The organism is Novosphingobium sp. 11B (assembly GCF_054589055.1).
The window spans coordinates 6,215-21,655 of the sequence record NZ_BAAILP010000181.1 but is presented as its reverse complement, the minus strand read 5'-3'; the positions used below and the strand labels follow the sequence as shown (position 1 = coordinate 21,655).

Here is a 15,441-nt window from a genome sequence, read left to right as displayed (position 1 = left end):
GCAGCGAAGCAATCCAGGGCGGTTTGCGCGGCCTTGGATTGCTTCGCTGCGCTCGCAATGACGATAGGGTGGTAATCGTGGCTGGGGTATGATGAAACGAAGGGGCCGCCTTGCCGCGGCCCCTTCGTCGTTTTAGTCCAGCAGGCCCGCCGTCTGTGCGAGCAGCCACAGGCCGATCACCAGGAAAAGCAGCGCCGCCACCGTACGCACGACGTTCAGCGGGACCTTCTTGATGAGCGCGTTACCGAGGAACACCGCCGGGACGTTGGCGATCATCATGCCGATGGTGGTGCCCATCATCACCGGCACCACGCTCTGGAAGCGGGCGCCCAGCGCGATCGTGGCAATCTGGGTCTTGTCGCCCATTTCGACCAGGAAGAACGCGATCGCGGTCGCCAGGAACGGCCCGAAGCGGCTCGGCTTGGCCTCTTCGTCTTCATCGAACTTGTCGGGGATCAGCGTCCAGCCGGCCATCAGGATGAAGCTGGCGGCGACGAGGTAGCGGAACCACTGCCCGTCGAGGAAGGCGGCCGCCTGCTCGCCCACCAGCGCGGCGAGGAAGTGGTTGGCGATGGTCGCCACGAAGATGCCCGCGACGATCGGCCAGGGTCGCTTGAAGCGCGTGGCGAGGACGATGGCGAGAAGCTGGGTCTTGTCGCCGATCTCGGCGAGGGCGACGACTGCGGTCGATGTAAGCAGGGCTTCCAAGGTCATGGTTCTTTCGGGCCGGGCGGAAACGAAACGCAACGACGCATTCGGAATCCGCCCGGCCGAGCGAAACCGCATGCGTCATTGGTCTCGCCCGGACGTTCGAAAAACGTCCTCCTGCGCGCCATGGCCTCTCGACCAAGTGTGTTGACGGCAGGTCCCGCGAAATGCGCGGGCGGCTACTCCCCAGATGACGGACCCGCGCTTACCGGTGTTCTGCAGTTTTGGAAAGCGCAAAAAGAAAGGCCCGGTCGCTGGGCGACCGGGCCATGAGGTTGCCGTCGGGAGGGCAGGTGCCTCCCCGGAAAAGACGGCTTAGAAAGTCACGGAAGCCGAAAGCGAGAACACGCGGCCCACGTCGTACGTGTTGACCTGGATGCGGCCGCCTTCGAAGTCTTGGTATTCCGAGTGTTTACGCCCCGTGAGGTTGCGCGCCTCGAACTTCACCTCGATGTCGGTGCCTGCCAGCTCGATGCCCTGGCGCGCCACGAAGTCGATCGTGAAGCCGGGGTTCTCGAAGATGTCGTTCTGGCCCGACTGGTTGAGGCCGCGGCTCGTCACGCGCTTGCTGGCGTAGTTGAACAGGAAGGTCTGCTGTGAGAGCCCGTCCTGCTGCTCGAGGCCGAGCTGCACGTTGGCGATATGCTCCGACTGGCCCGTGAGCGGCGCGCCGTCGCGGAAGTAGTCGCGCGCATTGTTGGTCGAGGCGCCGTAGACCGCGGTGGTGTCGCCGTCCTTCACGCTGAGCTTGGACTTGGTGTAGGTGTAGTTCGCCGCCAGTAGCAGGCGGCGATCGGCGAAGAGGTCGAAGTATTTCTGCAGTTCGACTTCGGCACCGTATAGGTTGGCCGAGGGCGCGTTGGCATAAGTCGTTACGAAGTCGCTGCCCGGACGGACCAGGAACGTTTCGATCGGGTTTTCCAGACGCTTGAAGAAGGCGCCGACCGAGACCTTGTCCTTCGTGCTCAGGTAGTACTCGAAGCGCGCTTCGGCATTGTAGAGCTGGCTATCCGTCAGCAGCGGGTTGCCGCGATAGCTGCGGTTGCTGTCGGGGTCGAAGAAGGTTTGGTAGAGCAGCTCGCGGAATTGCGGGCGCGCGATCGTCTTCGAACCGTTGACGCGCAGTTGCACGCCTGGCTGCAGCTCGTAGGTGAGCGTCAGGGCGGGCAGCCAGTATTCATGCTCGAGGTTGGTGTCGGGGATGGCCGTGCCGGTGGCGGCGATCGGCACGACACCCGCGAACTGGGTCGCATATTCCCAGCGCACGCCGAGGTCGAAGCTGAGGGCGTCGGTAAGCTGGCCGTTCAGCTTGGCGTACCAGGCGTGGTTGTTCAGCTTGGCGTCGAACACCGCACCGGCATAATCGATCTCGTTGGTCAGCAGGTGGTAGTCTACCGCGCCGTCGGTCGCCTGATCGATGAAGAACATGCCGGGCTGGAACAGCACATCCGGCCGCAGCAGGCCGAAGGTGCTGATCAGGCGCGTATCGCCCTGCGCACGGATCTGGAACGAGCGGCGCGAGGTACGGCGATCGTTGAGCTGGTAGGCATAGCCCACCGTGCCCTGCCAGCCCGCACCGAAGGTGTGCGACAAGTCGGCACCCGCCGACCAGACGTCTTCGTCGAGGTTCGAGAAGTCGACCGTCGCGTCACCCTGGTTGCCGCCGTCGAGCCGGTTGATGAACTGGTCGCCGTTGGTGCCGCTGTTGAGGCGGACGTATTGCAGCGAGATTTCGTAAGGTGCCTTGCGCTTGGAGTTGGCGTAGCCGCCGCGCACGTCCAGCTCGGTGTCGCCGCCCAGCTTGAACTCGCCCACCAGCTGGGTGTCCATCAACTGACGCTCGTACCAGCCGGTATCCTGGTACAGGTAGTCGATCGTCGGCGTAGCGTTCTGGTAGCCCAGCGAAAGCGAGGCGCGCTTGACCGTGTCGTGGATGTACACGTTGGTCCAGCGGATCTTGTTGTCGCCCCACTCGAGGCCGACGCCGAGCATGGCGTTGGCGACGATGCGGTTCTCGGTGACGACTTGCTGGAAGTCCTGCTCGCGCGTGTCGTAGTCGAGACCGGCGATGCGCTGGGTGGTGATGTCCTTGGTCTGCAGCTTGTTCGAGTAGCTGGCCGCCGCGATCACGCCGAGGCGCGCTTCGCCGATATCGGCGTAAGTACCCGCCGAAAGGCTGCCCGAGAAGTTGACCGGGAGGTGGTTGTCGGTCTGAACCACGGCGTTGCGGCCGTTGAACAGCGTGCTGCCGATTGCGCGCGCCTGGTCGCTGGTGCCGTCGAGCAGGGTTCCGCTGCCGAGATAGTCCTTCATCTCGACGGACTTGTTGCGGTTGCCGTTGTCGTAGCCCGTCCAGTCGGTCTTGCTGCCGTAGTAGGTGTAGCCGAGCTTGTTGGTCGTCTCGGTATCCCACGAGGCGCCGCCGCCGATCGTCAGGAACGGCTTGTCGGGCACGGCGCGGGTGGTCAGGTTGATGACGCCGCCGCCGAATTCGCCGGGGAAGTTCGCCGAGTAGCTCTTCTGGACGAGCGAGGAGGCGATGATGCTGGTGGGGAACAGGTCCAGCGGGACGACGCGCTTGAGCGGCTCGGGGCTGGGCAGCGGCGAGCCGTTGAGCAGGGCCAGCGAATAGCGATCGCCCAGGCCGCGTACGTAGACGTATCCGTTGCCGACCACCGAAAGGCCGGTCACGCGGCCGAGGGCGCCGGCGATGTCGCCTTCGCCGGTGCGGGCGATTTCCTCGTTCGAGAGGACCGAGACGACCTGCGGGGCATAGCGCTGCACATTGCGCGAGCGCTGGCCGGTGACGAGGATTTCGCCGCCGGGGATCGACACGTCGGGTGCTTCCGCTTCCTCGGCGTCCTGCCCGGTGGGCGGCGTACCGGCGTCGGCGGGAGAAGTGCTGTCGGTCGTGGTGCTGTCCTGCGCCCATGCCATCGTCGGCATGGTCATCGCGCTGGAAAGCAGCAGCGCCGCTACGAGCCGCGGCTTGGTCATTTGGTGTCCCCCTGGAACAGAGAATTGGATGCAAATGAGGGGACGGCCTTCGCGGACCGCCCCCCCTTTCATTCGACTAAGGGCGGTTGCCTCAGGTGACCGGCAGGGCCGTGCAGGCGCTGTTCGACCCGAAGTTCGCGGTCGCGGTGTCGCAGGTCCAACCGCGATACCAGGTGTCGCTCGCATCCTTGACGGCGCCGACGTAGGTTACCGCGTCGAAGAAGCTCGAGAGCGACTTGATGTTGGCATAGGCCACGACACCGGCTTCGTTGGCGCCGTTGACGAAGGTGCTCGCCAGCGTCGAAGTGAAGGCCGCATTATTGTTCGAACCGGCGGCGAATGCGGCCTGGACGTCGGCGTTGCTGTAGCTGCCGGTGCCGAGGAACGCGCCCGAACCGGCGCAGGTCATGACGACCGACTGGGCCGCCAGCGTCGCGCGGGTGGCGGTGGTGCCGGTGCCGTTGACGCGGATGCACTCGTCCTGCGGATCGTAGACCACGCCGTTGACCAGGGTCAGGTCGGCGTTGCCGCGCACGAAGATACCCGCGTTGTTCGAGTTGTTGTTCACGCCGGTCTGGATGGCGGTGAAGTTGGCCACGACGGTGCGCTGGCGCGGCATCTGGTCTTCGTTGTTGTTGCTGTCGACTTCCATCAGCGAGTCGCCGTCGGCCGCGCGCTGCGCGATGATGACGTACTGGAAGTTGCCCTGCAGGCCGGTGTCGATGTCGAGGCTGTCGTCGTCGGCGTTGACGGCGATGTAGTGCTTCATGTTGACCGCGCCGCCGAAGAATTCAGCGCCGTCGTCCGAGCTGTTCACGCTCTGGATGTATTCCAGCGTAGTGCCGGTGCCGGTGCCTTCGGTCGTCAGCGCCTGCAGTTCGGTGTTCGAACCCAGGACGTAGCCCGAGAAGCGGATCTGGACATACTTCATGATGCCCGCGTTGTAGGTGTTGTCCTTGCCGCCAAAGACAGCCGGGTTGGCCGAACCTTCGGTGTCGCGCTCGCAGGTTCCGGCAGTGGTGGAACCGCCCGCGGTGCAGTCGGTGATGATGCCGCGGCCCATCAGCACGATGCCGCCCCAGCGGCCGTCGGTGGCTTCGGTCGCAGTGCCGCGCACGTTCTCGTACGTGGTGAAGATGATCGGCTGCGCGAGGGTACCCTCGGCGTTGATCTTGTTGCCGCGGTTGACCGCGAGCCATGCCGGGTCGGCGCCGTTCTGGCCGTAGACGATCACGCCCGGCTCGATGGTGAGCGTGACGTTGGTGTCGGAGGTCAGCGAGCGGCCGCCGCAGCTCAGCGTCGTGGTGGAGAACGGGGCACCCGTGGTCGGGGCAGTGAGGCCGCCGTCGCAGCCGACATCGACGCGGCCGTTCATGCGGTAGAGGACGCCGTCAACCTTGGGCAGCGTGGTGCTGGCGTCGATCAGCGAGGGCAGGGTGCAGACGCGCCAGGTGCCTTCCGGACCGCTGACGGTGCCGCTGTTGGTCAGGCCGCCGGTGGCGCCGATCGCCGGGCAGTCCGTCGCCGCCTCGACCAGGCCGGTGCCGGGGGTCGGAGTGGGGGTCGGCGTCGGATTGGTGATGTCGACGTCGATCGAGCCGGCGCCCGGCGAGGAGATGTCGTCGGCGCCGCAGCCGGCGAGAGCGAGTGCGCTGCAGCCCATGAGCAGCAGACCGGAAATTTTCTTCACGATGAATCCCCCGTGTGTTCAGGCGTGTTCAGGTCGAACAGATCGAACGGGGGCGATCACGATTCCGCCCCTCGCTGATCGAGGCCTCTAGGCCGCGCGGGTGACGCTTTGTTGGCATTACAATGACACTAATATACACTTATACGACGGTTATGTGCCGTTGCGAATTAGCCGCAGGTTAGCTGTCCATGGAGTCGGTCGTGATTTTTGCAATCACAGGTTGATTGCATTTTTATGACACTAACGTCATTTTGTTGATGAGCGGCGATTTCCGGCAGACGATGACGTGGTATCGACACAGTCCATGGGAGAAATCGCAATGTCCCTCACCGCACTCGCCGCCGCCGTTCTAATGGGCCAGTCTGCGTTTTCGCTCGTCGTCGAGCGGCCGGCATCGCAGGCGCATGACGTCGCCTATGCGGAACTCGCCTCGGGTCGCACGCAGCAGGCGATCACCAAGCTCGAGGCCGACGGCGGCGCCAGGTCGGACGATCCGGCCACGCTCATCAACCTCGGGGCCGCCTATGCCCGTACTGGAATGAGCGGCAAGGCGCTGTCCGCCTTCCGCGCGGCGGTATCGACGCCGGTGCGCTACGATCTCGAACTGGCTGACGGAACCTGGGTCGATTCGCGCTTCGCGGCGAGGCGTGCGCTCAGCGGCCTGCTGGCGGCGAACCGCATGGCCTCACGCTGAAATCCGGTTTCCGGCGGGGATGAGGGGGCGTTCCGAAAGGGGTGCCCCTTTTTCTCGTCCCTTCCCGATCATTGTCTCGACGATCCCCGGTGCACAAGCCGGGTCCTTCGAGGTCGCAGCAGCCACGACGGCGTCCTCATATGTATAAAGCCAGTCGCCGCGCGGATGCCTCTGAAATAAAACCGTCATCCGTTCATCATCTGCGACGAGATTTACGATCCGTTCGCAGCACTGTCGTCACACACCTGTCATCCTGCTAGCGCACTGCGCGCTCATACGGAGGGTATGGTGATTCGATACGCACATCTTCGCAGCCGTTTCGCGCGCTGCTTCTACGCAGTTTCAGCCGTGGTCGCGGCCCAGCTTTCGCCTTCGCTGGCCCATGCTCAGGCCGTTGCGGCCGATCCTGCCGGTTCCGGCCCCATCGTCGCGGCACTCGGCTGGCTGCAGGGTACGCTGCTCGGCAACGTGGCGACCGCGGTTGCCGTCATGGCGGTGGCGGCCGTCGGTTTCATGATGCTGACCGGCCGGATGAACTGGCGCTTCGGCGCGACCGTGATCATCGGCGTGTTCATCCTGTTCGGCGCGGGTGCGATCGTGACCGGCATCCAGTCGGCGGCAGTGGGCTGAGCGCATGAGCCCGATCCTATGACTTTGGCCCGCTATCCGGTTCACCGCGCGCTGACTCGCCCGCAGATGTTCGCGGGCGTGACTTACAGCTTTTTCATTATCAATTTCGCCGTGGTGACCGAGATATTCCTCATAACCAAGAGCTTCTGGACGCTGCCGGTCATGCTGGTGATCCACGGCATCGGCTATCTCGCGTGCCTGCGCGAGCCGCGGGTGTTCGATCTGTGGATCGCCAAGGTCAGCAAGTGCCCGCGCGTCGCCAATTGGCAGCGCTGGGGCTGCAACAGCTACGCGCCGTAAGCGACTGCGCGCGCGGGGGATGACAGTTTTTATGGCCAAGAGCTTCAAATCGCCGTTGAAGGGCTGGGGAGCCAAGGAAGTGCTCGCCGGCGACCGCCTGCCTTACGCCGGGCTCGTGGACGATAACGTCGTGCGCCTGCGCGACGGCTCGGTCATGCTCTCGCTCATGGTGCCCGGCCTCGCGTTCGAGACCGCCGACAGCGACGAACTCAATGCCCATGTCGCCACGCGCGAGGTGCTGCTGCGCTCATCGCTCGATGCGCGCTTCGTGCTCTATCACCACGTCATCCGCCGCCGCGTCGAGATCGAGATGGCGGCGCAGTTCGACGATCCGCTCGCCGCGCATATCGACGCGCGCTGGCGGGCGCGCACGGGTTCGGGCGCGCTGTTCGTCAACGACCAGTTCATTACCCTGGTGCGCCGTCCGGCGCGCGGCAAGGCGGGCTGGGCGGACAAGCTCAGCCGCTTCATGAAGAACAAGGGTTCGGAAAACGCCGACGTCGATCCTGGCGACGTTCGAGCGCTCAAGGCCGCTGCATCGGCGATGGTCGCCTCGCTTGGCGCCTATGGAGCGCGCCTGCTGGGCGACTACGATGCGCCTGCGGGCCGCTGCTCGGAAGTGCTCGAACTGCTTTCCGCGCTCTACAACGGCGAGATGCGCCCGGTGCGTCGTCCCTCGGACGAGACCGACATCGGCCACATGCTGCCTTACCGCCGCGTGAGCTTCGGCATGGACGCGCTGGAACTGCGTGGCGCGACCGGCGGCACCTTCGGCTCGATCGTGAGCCTCAAGGACTACCCCGATTCGACTGCGCCGGGCCTCACCGACGCACTGCTGCGCCTGCCTTGCGAACTGGTGCTGACCGAAACATACGCTCCGGCCGACCGCCAGATCGCGCGCGAACGCATCGACCTCTCGATCCGCCGCCTGCGCAGCGCCGATGAGGAAGCCGTGGCCGAGCGCCGCGAAATGTCCGCCGCGCGCGATGCGCTGGGCACCGGCTCGGTCGGTTTCGGCGATCATCACCTCTCGGTTCTGGTCCGCGCCGATTCGCTCGATGCGCTGGACGAGGTTACCGCGATGTGTGCCGCCTCGCTGGCCGACGCGGGCGCCGTCGCGGTGCGCGAGGAAGTGAACCTCGAACCCGCGTTCTGGGGTCAGCTTCCCGGCAACGAGAGCTTCATCGTGCGCCGCGCGCTGATCTCCAGCGCCAACATGGCCTGCTTCGGCAGCCTGCACGGTTTCGCGATGGGACAGGCGAGCGGCAATCACTGGGGCGACGCGGTCACGCTGCTGTCCACCACCAGCGCTACGCCGTTCTTCTTCAACTTCCATCAGGGCGACCTCGGTAACTTCACCGTCATCGGTCCGTCGGGTTCGGGTAAAACGGTCGTCATGAACTTCCTCGCCGCGCAGGCGCAGAAGTTCGGCCCTCGCACCATCCTGTTCGACAAGGATCGCGGCGCCGAGGTGTTCCTGCGCGGCATCGGCGGCACCTACAGCCGCGTCGCGGCGGGTCATCCGACCGGCTTCAACCCGCTCGCGCTGCCTGACACCGCCCACAACCGCGCCTTCCTGCGCGACTGGCTCGGCGTTCTGCTCGCAGCCAAGGGACCGGAAGAACTCTCGACGATCGCCAGTGCGGTCGACGCGGCCTATCACAACGATCCGTCGCTGCGCCGCCTCTCGCACTTCCGCGAATTGCTGGCGGGCGCGCGCCGTCCGGAGCCGGGCGACCTCGCCTCGCGCCTCGACGCCTGGCTGCAGGGCGGCGAGCATGGCTGGCTGTTCGACAACCAGCACGACCGCCTCGACCTGAGCCAGCGCGTGCTCGGCTTCGACATGACCGCGCTGCTGGAAAGCCCGCGCCTGCGCACGCCGGTCATGATGTACCTGTTCCATCGCATCGACGAGCGCCTCGACGGCGAGCCGACGATGATCCTGATCGACGAGGGCTGGAAGGCGCTCGACGACGAGGTCTTCGCCGCGCGCATCCGCGACTGGCTCAAGACGCTGCGCAAGCGCAACGCGCTGGTCGGCTTCGCGACCCAGTCGGCGCGCGACGCGCTGGATTCGAAGATCGCCACCGCCCTTGTCGAGCAGACCGCGACGATGGTGTTCATGCCCAATTCGCGTGCGCGGGCCGAGGATTATTGCGAGGGCTTCGGCCTGTCGCAGCACGAACTCGACGTCATCCGCACGCTGCCCGCGCATTCGCGCTGCTTCCTGATCCGCCAGTCGGACTCCTCGGTGGTAGTGCGCCTCGACCTTTCGGGCATGCCCGAGGTGCTCACCGTCCTGTCGGGCCGCGAGAGCACCGTGCGCAAGCTCGACACTCTGCGCGAACGCTACGGCGATGCGCCGGAAAGCTGGTATCCGGTGCTCACCGGCATGCAGTGGCCGGGGGAACTGGACGAAGACGCGCCCTGGACGGCGGCGGCGGAGTAAGCCTCATGGCGAACGCCTGCGAACAGCTTACCGAATACGCCTCCGCCGGGGTCGCTCCGGCGCTGCGCGCGGTCGATTGCGTGGCGAACGAGATGGCGGCGGGCGCCTTCGGGCGGCTGTTCGGGGCAGGGGGCGCGATGGCCCCGGTGCTCACGATCGTGCTGACGCTCTACATCGCGTTCTTCGCGTTCTCGCTGCTAACGGGGCGTTCCAGCCTCGGCATCTCGGCGCTGAGCCCGCGCATGCTGCGGCTCGGCGTGGTGCTGACCTTCGCGACGAGCTGGGTCGCCTACCAGGGCGTCGTCTGGAACCTCGCGATCGGCGGGCCGGACTGGATCGCCGGCATGCTGATGGGCGCCAAGGGCTCGGCGACGCAGCTGTTCGGCGACCGCATCGACATCGTCTTCTCCGCGATCAACCAGATTTCCGAAGCGACCTCGCAAGGCGCGCAGGCGGCCAAGGAGGGCGGCGAAGCTGCTGGCGGAGCCGCAGGCGCGGCCATCGCCGCCAAGGGCGCGGGCGGGCTGTTCACGCCCGAAAGCGTCATGTGGATGGGCGCGCTGCTGCTGCTGCTCGGCACCGTGGGCGTGCTGCTCACGGCGCGTATCGCGCTGGCGGTGCTGCTCGCGCTCGGGCCGATCTTCGTGGTCATGGCGCTGTTCGGCGGCACGCGCGGCCTCACCGCGGGCTGGCTCCGCGGCGTCGTGCTCACCGCGATCACGCCGCTCTTCGTGGTGCTCGGTGGCGGGATCACGCTGGAGCTGCTGGTGCCGATCATCTCGGGCCTGGTCGAAAGCGCCAATGCGGGCGAGATCGACGGGCGCGGTGCGATGGCGTTCTTCCTCGTCGCCTCGGTCCACGTCGCGCTGATGGTCATGGTGGTGAAGGTCGCCGCGACGATGGTGACCGGCTGGCAGGTCTTCGGCCTCGGCGCTTCCGAGCGTGATCGCGACGCGCCGCAGGGCCACGCCGCCGCCGCTCCGGCCCCGGCCGCCGCGCCCGCACCTTCTGTATCCGCCTACCAGAGCCGCACCTCGACCGTATCTGCCGCTGCCGCGGCGGCGGCGGGTGCTCTGGTGACGGGCGGCGACAGTGCAGCACGTTCAAGCGACCGCCGAACCGTGGTAACGCAAGTCGTGGGCGGGGGAATCGAACCTCTGCGTCAGGGCGATTCGGCCACGCGCGCTAAGGGGATCGGCAGCCGGTTCCGCAGTGCCTCGAACGACACCGGCAAGTTGCCGAAGGAGAAGACACGATGACCCGCGCAACGCTGCGCAAGACCGTCCTTGCGGGCAGCCTGATGGCGCTCGCGCTGGCGGCTCCCGCCCGGGCGGACGACCGCCTGCTCGCCCACGCCTACAGCGAGAGCGAAGTCGTGCGCATCGACGGCAAGGCCGGCGTCCAGGCGACCATCGCCTTCGGCGAGGGCGAGGCGATCGAGAACGTCGCGGTCGGCGATTCGCAGGCTTGGCAGATTACGCCGAACAAGCGCGCCGACCTGCTCTTCGTGAAGCCGCTCGAAGCCACCGCGCGCACCAACATGACGGTGGTGACAAACCGCCACACCTATTTCTTCGACCTCGTCGCCTCGACCAAGGCGAAGCCGCTCTACATGCTGCGCTTCACTTACAAGGATGAGCCCAAGCCGCAGGCCGCGCCTGCCGCCGCAGGGCTGGATGCATCCGAGGCCGCGCTGGCGCTTGGCGACCCTTCCGCCGTGCCTGCCGATCCGGCGGCGCTGAACTTCGCATGGAAGCGCGTCGGTTCGGAAAAGCTGCTGCCTTCGCGCGTCTACGACGACGGGCAATCGACCTACCTGCTCTGGCCCGAGCAGACTGCGGTGCCCGCCATCCTCGTGACCAACGAGAAGGGTGACGAAGGCCCGGTGAACTATGCGGTGCGGGGCGCGACGATCGTGATCGACGACGTGCCGAACACGCTGATCCTGCGTTCGGGCAAGACCAAGGCGGAACTGGTGAACACGCTGCCGCTCGCCTCGCGCCCGGCCAAGCCCCTGAGCCAACCTGCGCCGGTCGCTCCAGCAGCGGCGCCGACTGTCGCGGCGAATTCGCCTGCACCGCAAGCTGCGCCGACTGTCGCTCCCACTGCACCCGCCACTGCACCCACGTCACAGGGAAACTGATCCATGGCGCCGAATTCCTCGTCCAACTCGGCATTTCGTGAGCGCTTTTCCGGCGATGCGGCTACCGACCCGCGTGAGGGCGAAGGTGCGCAGGTCATCGATCTGGCGACGCGCAACGTCCTGCCGCAAGTCACCCAGCGCAAGAAGGCCGACGGCCTCGGCCTTGCCGCCGGTGTGCTGATCGTGGCGGCGCTCGGCGGCCTGACGCTGTGGTCGATGGACTCGGCCCGCAACGGCACTGCCGACCTCAAGCCCGCCGCACCCGCGCCGCAGCCCGCAGCGCCCGTCGCCGTCCCCGCGGCCGTGGCGCCTGCCGTTCCGGCCCCGATGCCCGCGCCGCTCCCGGCCCCTGCGCCCGCACCGGTGCTGGCCGCCGCGCCGGGGACCGAGATCGCGCCCCAGGCCAACCGCTTCGCCAGCCCGACCGTCGTGTTCGACGCGGGCACCGGCGCTGCCGTGCCCGTCGCGGGTGTCGCCGGAGAAGTCGCCAAGGCAGGCGGCGGGACCGCCAACGACGACTTCGCTGCGCGCATCGGCGGCCCCGGCTCGACCGCATCGGCCGCACGTTCGTTCGATCCGGCCACCACGGTCACGCAGGGCACGCTGATCCCTGCCGTGCTGGAAACCGCGATCGACACCGACGTCCCCGGCTATGTGCGCGCCATCGTCTCGACCGACGTGCGCAGCTTCGACGGCAAGCGCGTGCTCGTCCCGCGCTCCTCGCGCCTGATCGGCCAGTACAAGAGCGGGCTGACGGCGGGCCAGAAGCGCGCCTATGTGATCTGGAGCCGCCTGATCCGTCCGGACGGCGTCTCGGTGAACCTCGGCTCGCCCGCGATCGCGTTCGGCGGCGAGACCGGCCTGCCGGGCAAGGTCAACACGCACTTCTTCGAACGCTTCGGCTCGGCGATGCTGCTCTCGGTGGTCGGTGGGCTGACGACGCTGGCGTCGAGCGGTTCCAACGTCGTCATCGGCGGCGGCACTTCGGCGGCCTCGGCGGCGGTGCAGAGCGGGTCGAGCATCGGCCCGACCATCCGCGTGCGCCAGGGCGAGCCGATCCGCGTGTTCACCGCCAAGGACCTGGACTTCAGCGCGGTTCAGTGAGCGATCATGGCCGAAGTCCTCACCTTGCAGCCTGCTGCTGCACATGCGTCCGTGACTGTGGCGCCCATGGCTGACACGCCCATCCATGCGGAGCCGCGCAGCGTCTATCTCGACGCCTACCTCGCGCCGCTGCGCCCGTGGCTCGACAAGGAGACGGTGACCGAAATCCTCGTCAACCGCCCCGGCGAGATCTGGGTGGAAGATGCGGCGCTGTCCGGCATGCAGTGCATCGCGCTGCCGCAGATGGACAACCGCCTGCTGCAGCGTCTCGCCGAGCAGGTCGCGCGGATCAGTCACCAGGGCATCAACCGCGAGCATCCGCTGCTCTCGGCGACGCTTCCGGCTTATGGCGGGCACTCAGGCGCGCGTATCCAGCTGGTCGGGCCGCCTGCCACGCGCGCGAACTGGGCGCTGGCGATCCGTCGGCATCGATTGCTGGAACTGCCGCTCGACGCCTACGATCGCGGCCCGATCCCGCCGCATATCGAGGAACCCGCGCCCGACGCCATGCTGGAGCCGATCGCTTTCCTGCGCGACGCGATCCGGCGGCGTCGGACGATCCTGATCTCGGGCGGCACTTCGACCGGCAAGACGACGTTCCTCAATGCGATGCTGTCCGAAATCCCGGAGCATGAGCGCGTGGTGCTGGTGGAGGATACCGCCGAACTGCGCCTGCCGGGCGCGAACGGCGTCGGCCTCATCGCCGTGAAGGGCGAACTGGGCGAGGCCAAGGTCTCGGCCAACGACCTCCTGCAAGCGGCGCTGCGCCTGCGTCCCGACCGCATCGTGCTGGGCGAACTGCGCGGCACCGAGACGGTCAGCTTCCTGCGCGCCATCAACACGGGCCACCCGGGTTCGTTCTCGACCGTCCACGCGAACACTCCGCGCGGCGCGCTGGAGCAGATCGCGCTGATGTCGATGCAGACCGGTATCGGCCTGACCCGCGCGGAGACGCTGGAATATGCGTCCTCGGTGATCGACATCGTGGTGCAGCTCGACCGCAGCGGCGGCAAGCGCGGCATCTCGGCGATCGCGGAGAGCAAGACGCTGGTGTGATGCGCTTGTTGGGTTTCGTTGATGGGGCTTCGACAAGCTCAGCCTGAGCGGGATTTAAAGATCTGCTCTCCAACCCGCTCAGGCTGAGCCTGTCGAAGCCCCATCAACGCGCAACGAGGTTTCCGGATCAAGCCGGGATCAACATCACGCCTCGATCGCAGCCCCTTGCGCATCCTGCACCCGGCATCCCAGCCCCAGCCAGTCGGCCAGCGCCTTCAGGTCCTTGCCGTTGCCCGCGCCGTAGAGCGGCCGCACGGCGTCCTGCACGGTCAGCACCAGCGTGCCCTGCTCCACCACCAGCGAGGTCGCGGCAAGACCGCCCGCCACACCGCCGGTCAGGCGTCGGCACAGGCGCACCGCGAGGCCCCAGCCGATCGCGCGGCGCAAGTCCTCGTCGCTGGCCAGCTTGGTGAACTGCGGCGGCACCTCGGCCTCGCCGGAGTTCGCAAAGACGGTCATCGCCATCATGCCGCGCCCGCGCATGTCGAGGCCGATCCAGCGCTTGCGCAGGGCCCAGGTAAGCGCTTCCTCGGTGCGCATGTTCGGTTCGGTGCGCATCGCGGCGAGGGCGAGCAGGCTGGCGGCCTTGCGCAAGTCGGCGTCAGCCCGGGCCTGCGTGCAGGCGGGGGCGGTCCATTCGGCGATGCGCACGGCGTCGTCGGCGCTGACGCGGGCGGTCTGCGCGAAATCGGCGACGCTGGCCAGCATCGGGCTTTCCTGACGGATGCTCTCGGGAAGCTGCATGTGCAGCAGCCCTTCGCGCAGGCCCCAGGACGAGAAGATCAGGCGCGAGGGATGCAGTTGCCCGACCATCTGCGCCATCAGCGCGGCGGCGTCGGGCAGTGTGGCGAGGCGCGAGGCGGAGATGCGCGGATCGGGGTTCTCGAGCTTGCCCTTGGCGAACTGCCGGGCGAGATGCATCGCCTCGGACGGGGCGAGTTCGAAGCCATGCGGATCGTCCACCGGCCAGTCGAGCACGCGCATCGCCTGCAGCGCCAGCGCGCGCCACGACCCGCCGACGATGTAGAGCGGTATCCCGCGGCCGCCGTGGTGATCATTGACGCCCCAGCCCCGCGCGGAAAGGCCGTCGCGCACGGCAGCGGCGAACTTCTGCTGGCCCAGCGCGCGCAGGTCCGGCAGGCGCAAGGTGCCGAAGGGAAGGGTGATCCCGCCCGGAGCGATGCCGCCGGGAACCGCCGCGTCGATCTCCACCAGTTCGAGGCTGCCACCGCCGAGGTCGGCCGCGATGCCGCGCGCGCCGGGGAAGGCGGCAATGACGCCGGTGGCGCTGGCGCGGGCTTCCTCCTCGCCCGAAAGCAGGCGGGGAGAGAGACCGAAGCCGCGCACGGCCTCAAGGAATGCAGGTCCATTGGAGGCATCGCGCGCGGCGGCGGTGGCGACGCATTCGACGTCGTCCACCCCCTGCAGCCGCAGCAGCGTGGCGAATCGTGCCAGCGCGGCGAGGGCCGTGCGCATCGACTTCTCGCCGATCGCGCCGGTACGGCCGAGGTCCTTGCCGAGCCGGGCGTTGACCTTCTCGTTGAGCACGACGACCGGCGAACGCGGCGGCCCGTTGTAGACGACGAGGCGTACCGTGTTCGATCCGATGTCGATGATGGCGCGCCGGGCGCTGGACTGGCTGATGCCGATCATTCTGGTCAATACTTACC

Annotated in this window: 12 protein-coding genes; 8 read left to right on the top strand and 4 right to left on the bottom strand. The window is 67.2% G+C overall.

Annotation, left to right across the window (positions count from 1 at the left end):
- Nucleotides 1-132: 132 nt before the first annotated feature.
- From ACYPYD_RS16920 to ACYPYD_RS16910, 3 genes are all read right to left on the bottom strand, one after another.
- Nucleotides 133-708, bottom strand: a complete 576-nt coding sequence (locus tag ACYPYD_RS16920; RefSeq protein ID WP_459664346.1) for a TMEM165/GDT1 family protein — start codon at nucleotides 706-708, stop codon at nucleotides 133-135.
- 315 nt (nucleotides 709-1,023) lie between these two features.
- Nucleotides 1,024-3,705 carry a TonB-dependent receptor domain-containing protein gene (locus ACYPYD_RS16915; protein WP_459664342.1) on the bottom strand — a complete coding sequence of 894 codons (2,682 nt, stop codon included), beginning with the start codon at nucleotides 3,703-3,705 and terminating at the stop codon, nucleotides 1,024-1,026.
- A gap of 91 nt (nucleotides 3,706-3,796) precedes the next feature.
- The gene (locus ACYPYD_RS16910; RefSeq protein WP_459664339.1) at nucleotides 3,797-5,395 is read right to left on the bottom strand and encodes a hypothetical protein; all 1,599 of its coding nucleotides are present in this window, start codon (nucleotides 5,393-5,395) and stop codon (nucleotides 3,797-3,799) included.
- 319 nt (nucleotides 5,396-5,714) lie between these two features.
- Between ACYPYD_RS16910 and ACYPYD_RS16905 the strand changes: the two genes are divergently transcribed.
- The 8 genes from ACYPYD_RS16905 (at nucleotide 5,715) to virB11 (ending at nucleotide 13,771) form a co-directional block, all read left to right on the top strand.
- The gene (locus ACYPYD_RS16905) at nucleotides 5,715-6,089 is read left to right on the top strand and encodes a hypothetical protein (RefSeq protein ID WP_036526292.1); all 375 of its coding nucleotides are present in this window, start codon (nucleotides 5,715-5,717) and stop codon (nucleotides 6,087-6,089) included.
- Between the two features lie 285 nt (nucleotides 6,090-6,374).
- The gene (locus tag ACYPYD_RS16900) at nucleotides 6,375-6,719 is read left to right on the top strand and encodes a TrbC/VirB2 family type IV secretion system protein (protein ID WP_008831074.1); all 345 of its coding nucleotides are present in this window, start codon (nucleotides 6,375-6,377) and stop codon (nucleotides 6,717-6,719) included.
- 18 nt (nucleotides 6,720-6,737) lie between these two features.
- Nucleotides 6,738-7,019 carry a VirB3 family type IV secretion system protein gene (locus tag ACYPYD_RS16895; protein WP_008831075.1) on the top strand — a complete coding sequence of 94 codons (282 nt, stop codon included), beginning with the start codon at nucleotides 6,738-6,740 and terminating at the stop codon, nucleotides 7,017-7,019.
- 31 nt (nucleotides 7,020-7,050) lie between these two features.
- Entirely contained in the window at nucleotides 7,051-9,468 is a 2,418-nt protein-coding gene (locus tag ACYPYD_RS16890; RefSeq protein WP_459664336.1) for a VirB4 family type IV secretion/conjugal transfer ATPase, read from the top strand.
- 5 nt (nucleotides 9,469-9,473) lie between these two features.
- Nucleotides 9,474-10,727, top strand: coding sequence for a TrbL/VirB6 family protein (locus tag ACYPYD_RS16885; protein ID WP_459664334.1), 1,254 nt, complete (start codon nucleotides 9,474-9,476; stop codon nucleotides 10,725-10,727).
- Nucleotides 10,724-11,611: a TrbG/VirB9 family P-type conjugative transfer protein gene (locus tag ACYPYD_RS16880; protein WP_459664333.1), complete on the top strand. Its 888-nt coding sequence runs from the start codon at nucleotides 10,724-10,726 to the stop codon at nucleotides 11,609-11,611. Before ACYPYD_RS16885 ends, ACYPYD_RS16880 begins: the two co-directional genes overlap by 4 nt.
- Before the next feature lie 3 nt (nucleotides 11,612-11,614).
- Entirely contained in the window at nucleotides 11,615-12,715 is a 1,101-nt protein-coding gene (locus ACYPYD_RS16875) for a TrbI/VirB10 family protein (RefSeq protein WP_008831079.1), read from the top strand.
- A gap of 6 nt (nucleotides 12,716-12,721) precedes the next feature.
- The gene (gene virB11 / locus ACYPYD_RS16870; protein ID WP_008831080.1) at nucleotides 12,722-13,771 is read left to right on the top strand and encodes a P-type DNA transfer ATPase VirB11; all 1,050 of its coding nucleotides are present in this window, start codon (nucleotides 12,722-12,724) and stop codon (nucleotides 13,769-13,771) included.
- 144 nt (nucleotides 13,772-13,915) lie between these two features.
- On the opposite strand, the gene ACYPYD_RS16865 is transcribed toward virB11, so the two are convergent.
- Nucleotides 13,916-15,424: a Ppx/GppA phosphatase family protein gene (locus ACYPYD_RS16865; RefSeq protein WP_459664331.1), complete on the bottom strand. Its 1,509-nt coding sequence runs from the start codon at nucleotides 15,422-15,424 to the stop codon at nucleotides 13,916-13,918.
- Between the last annotated feature and the right edge of the window lie 17 nt (nucleotides 15,425-15,441).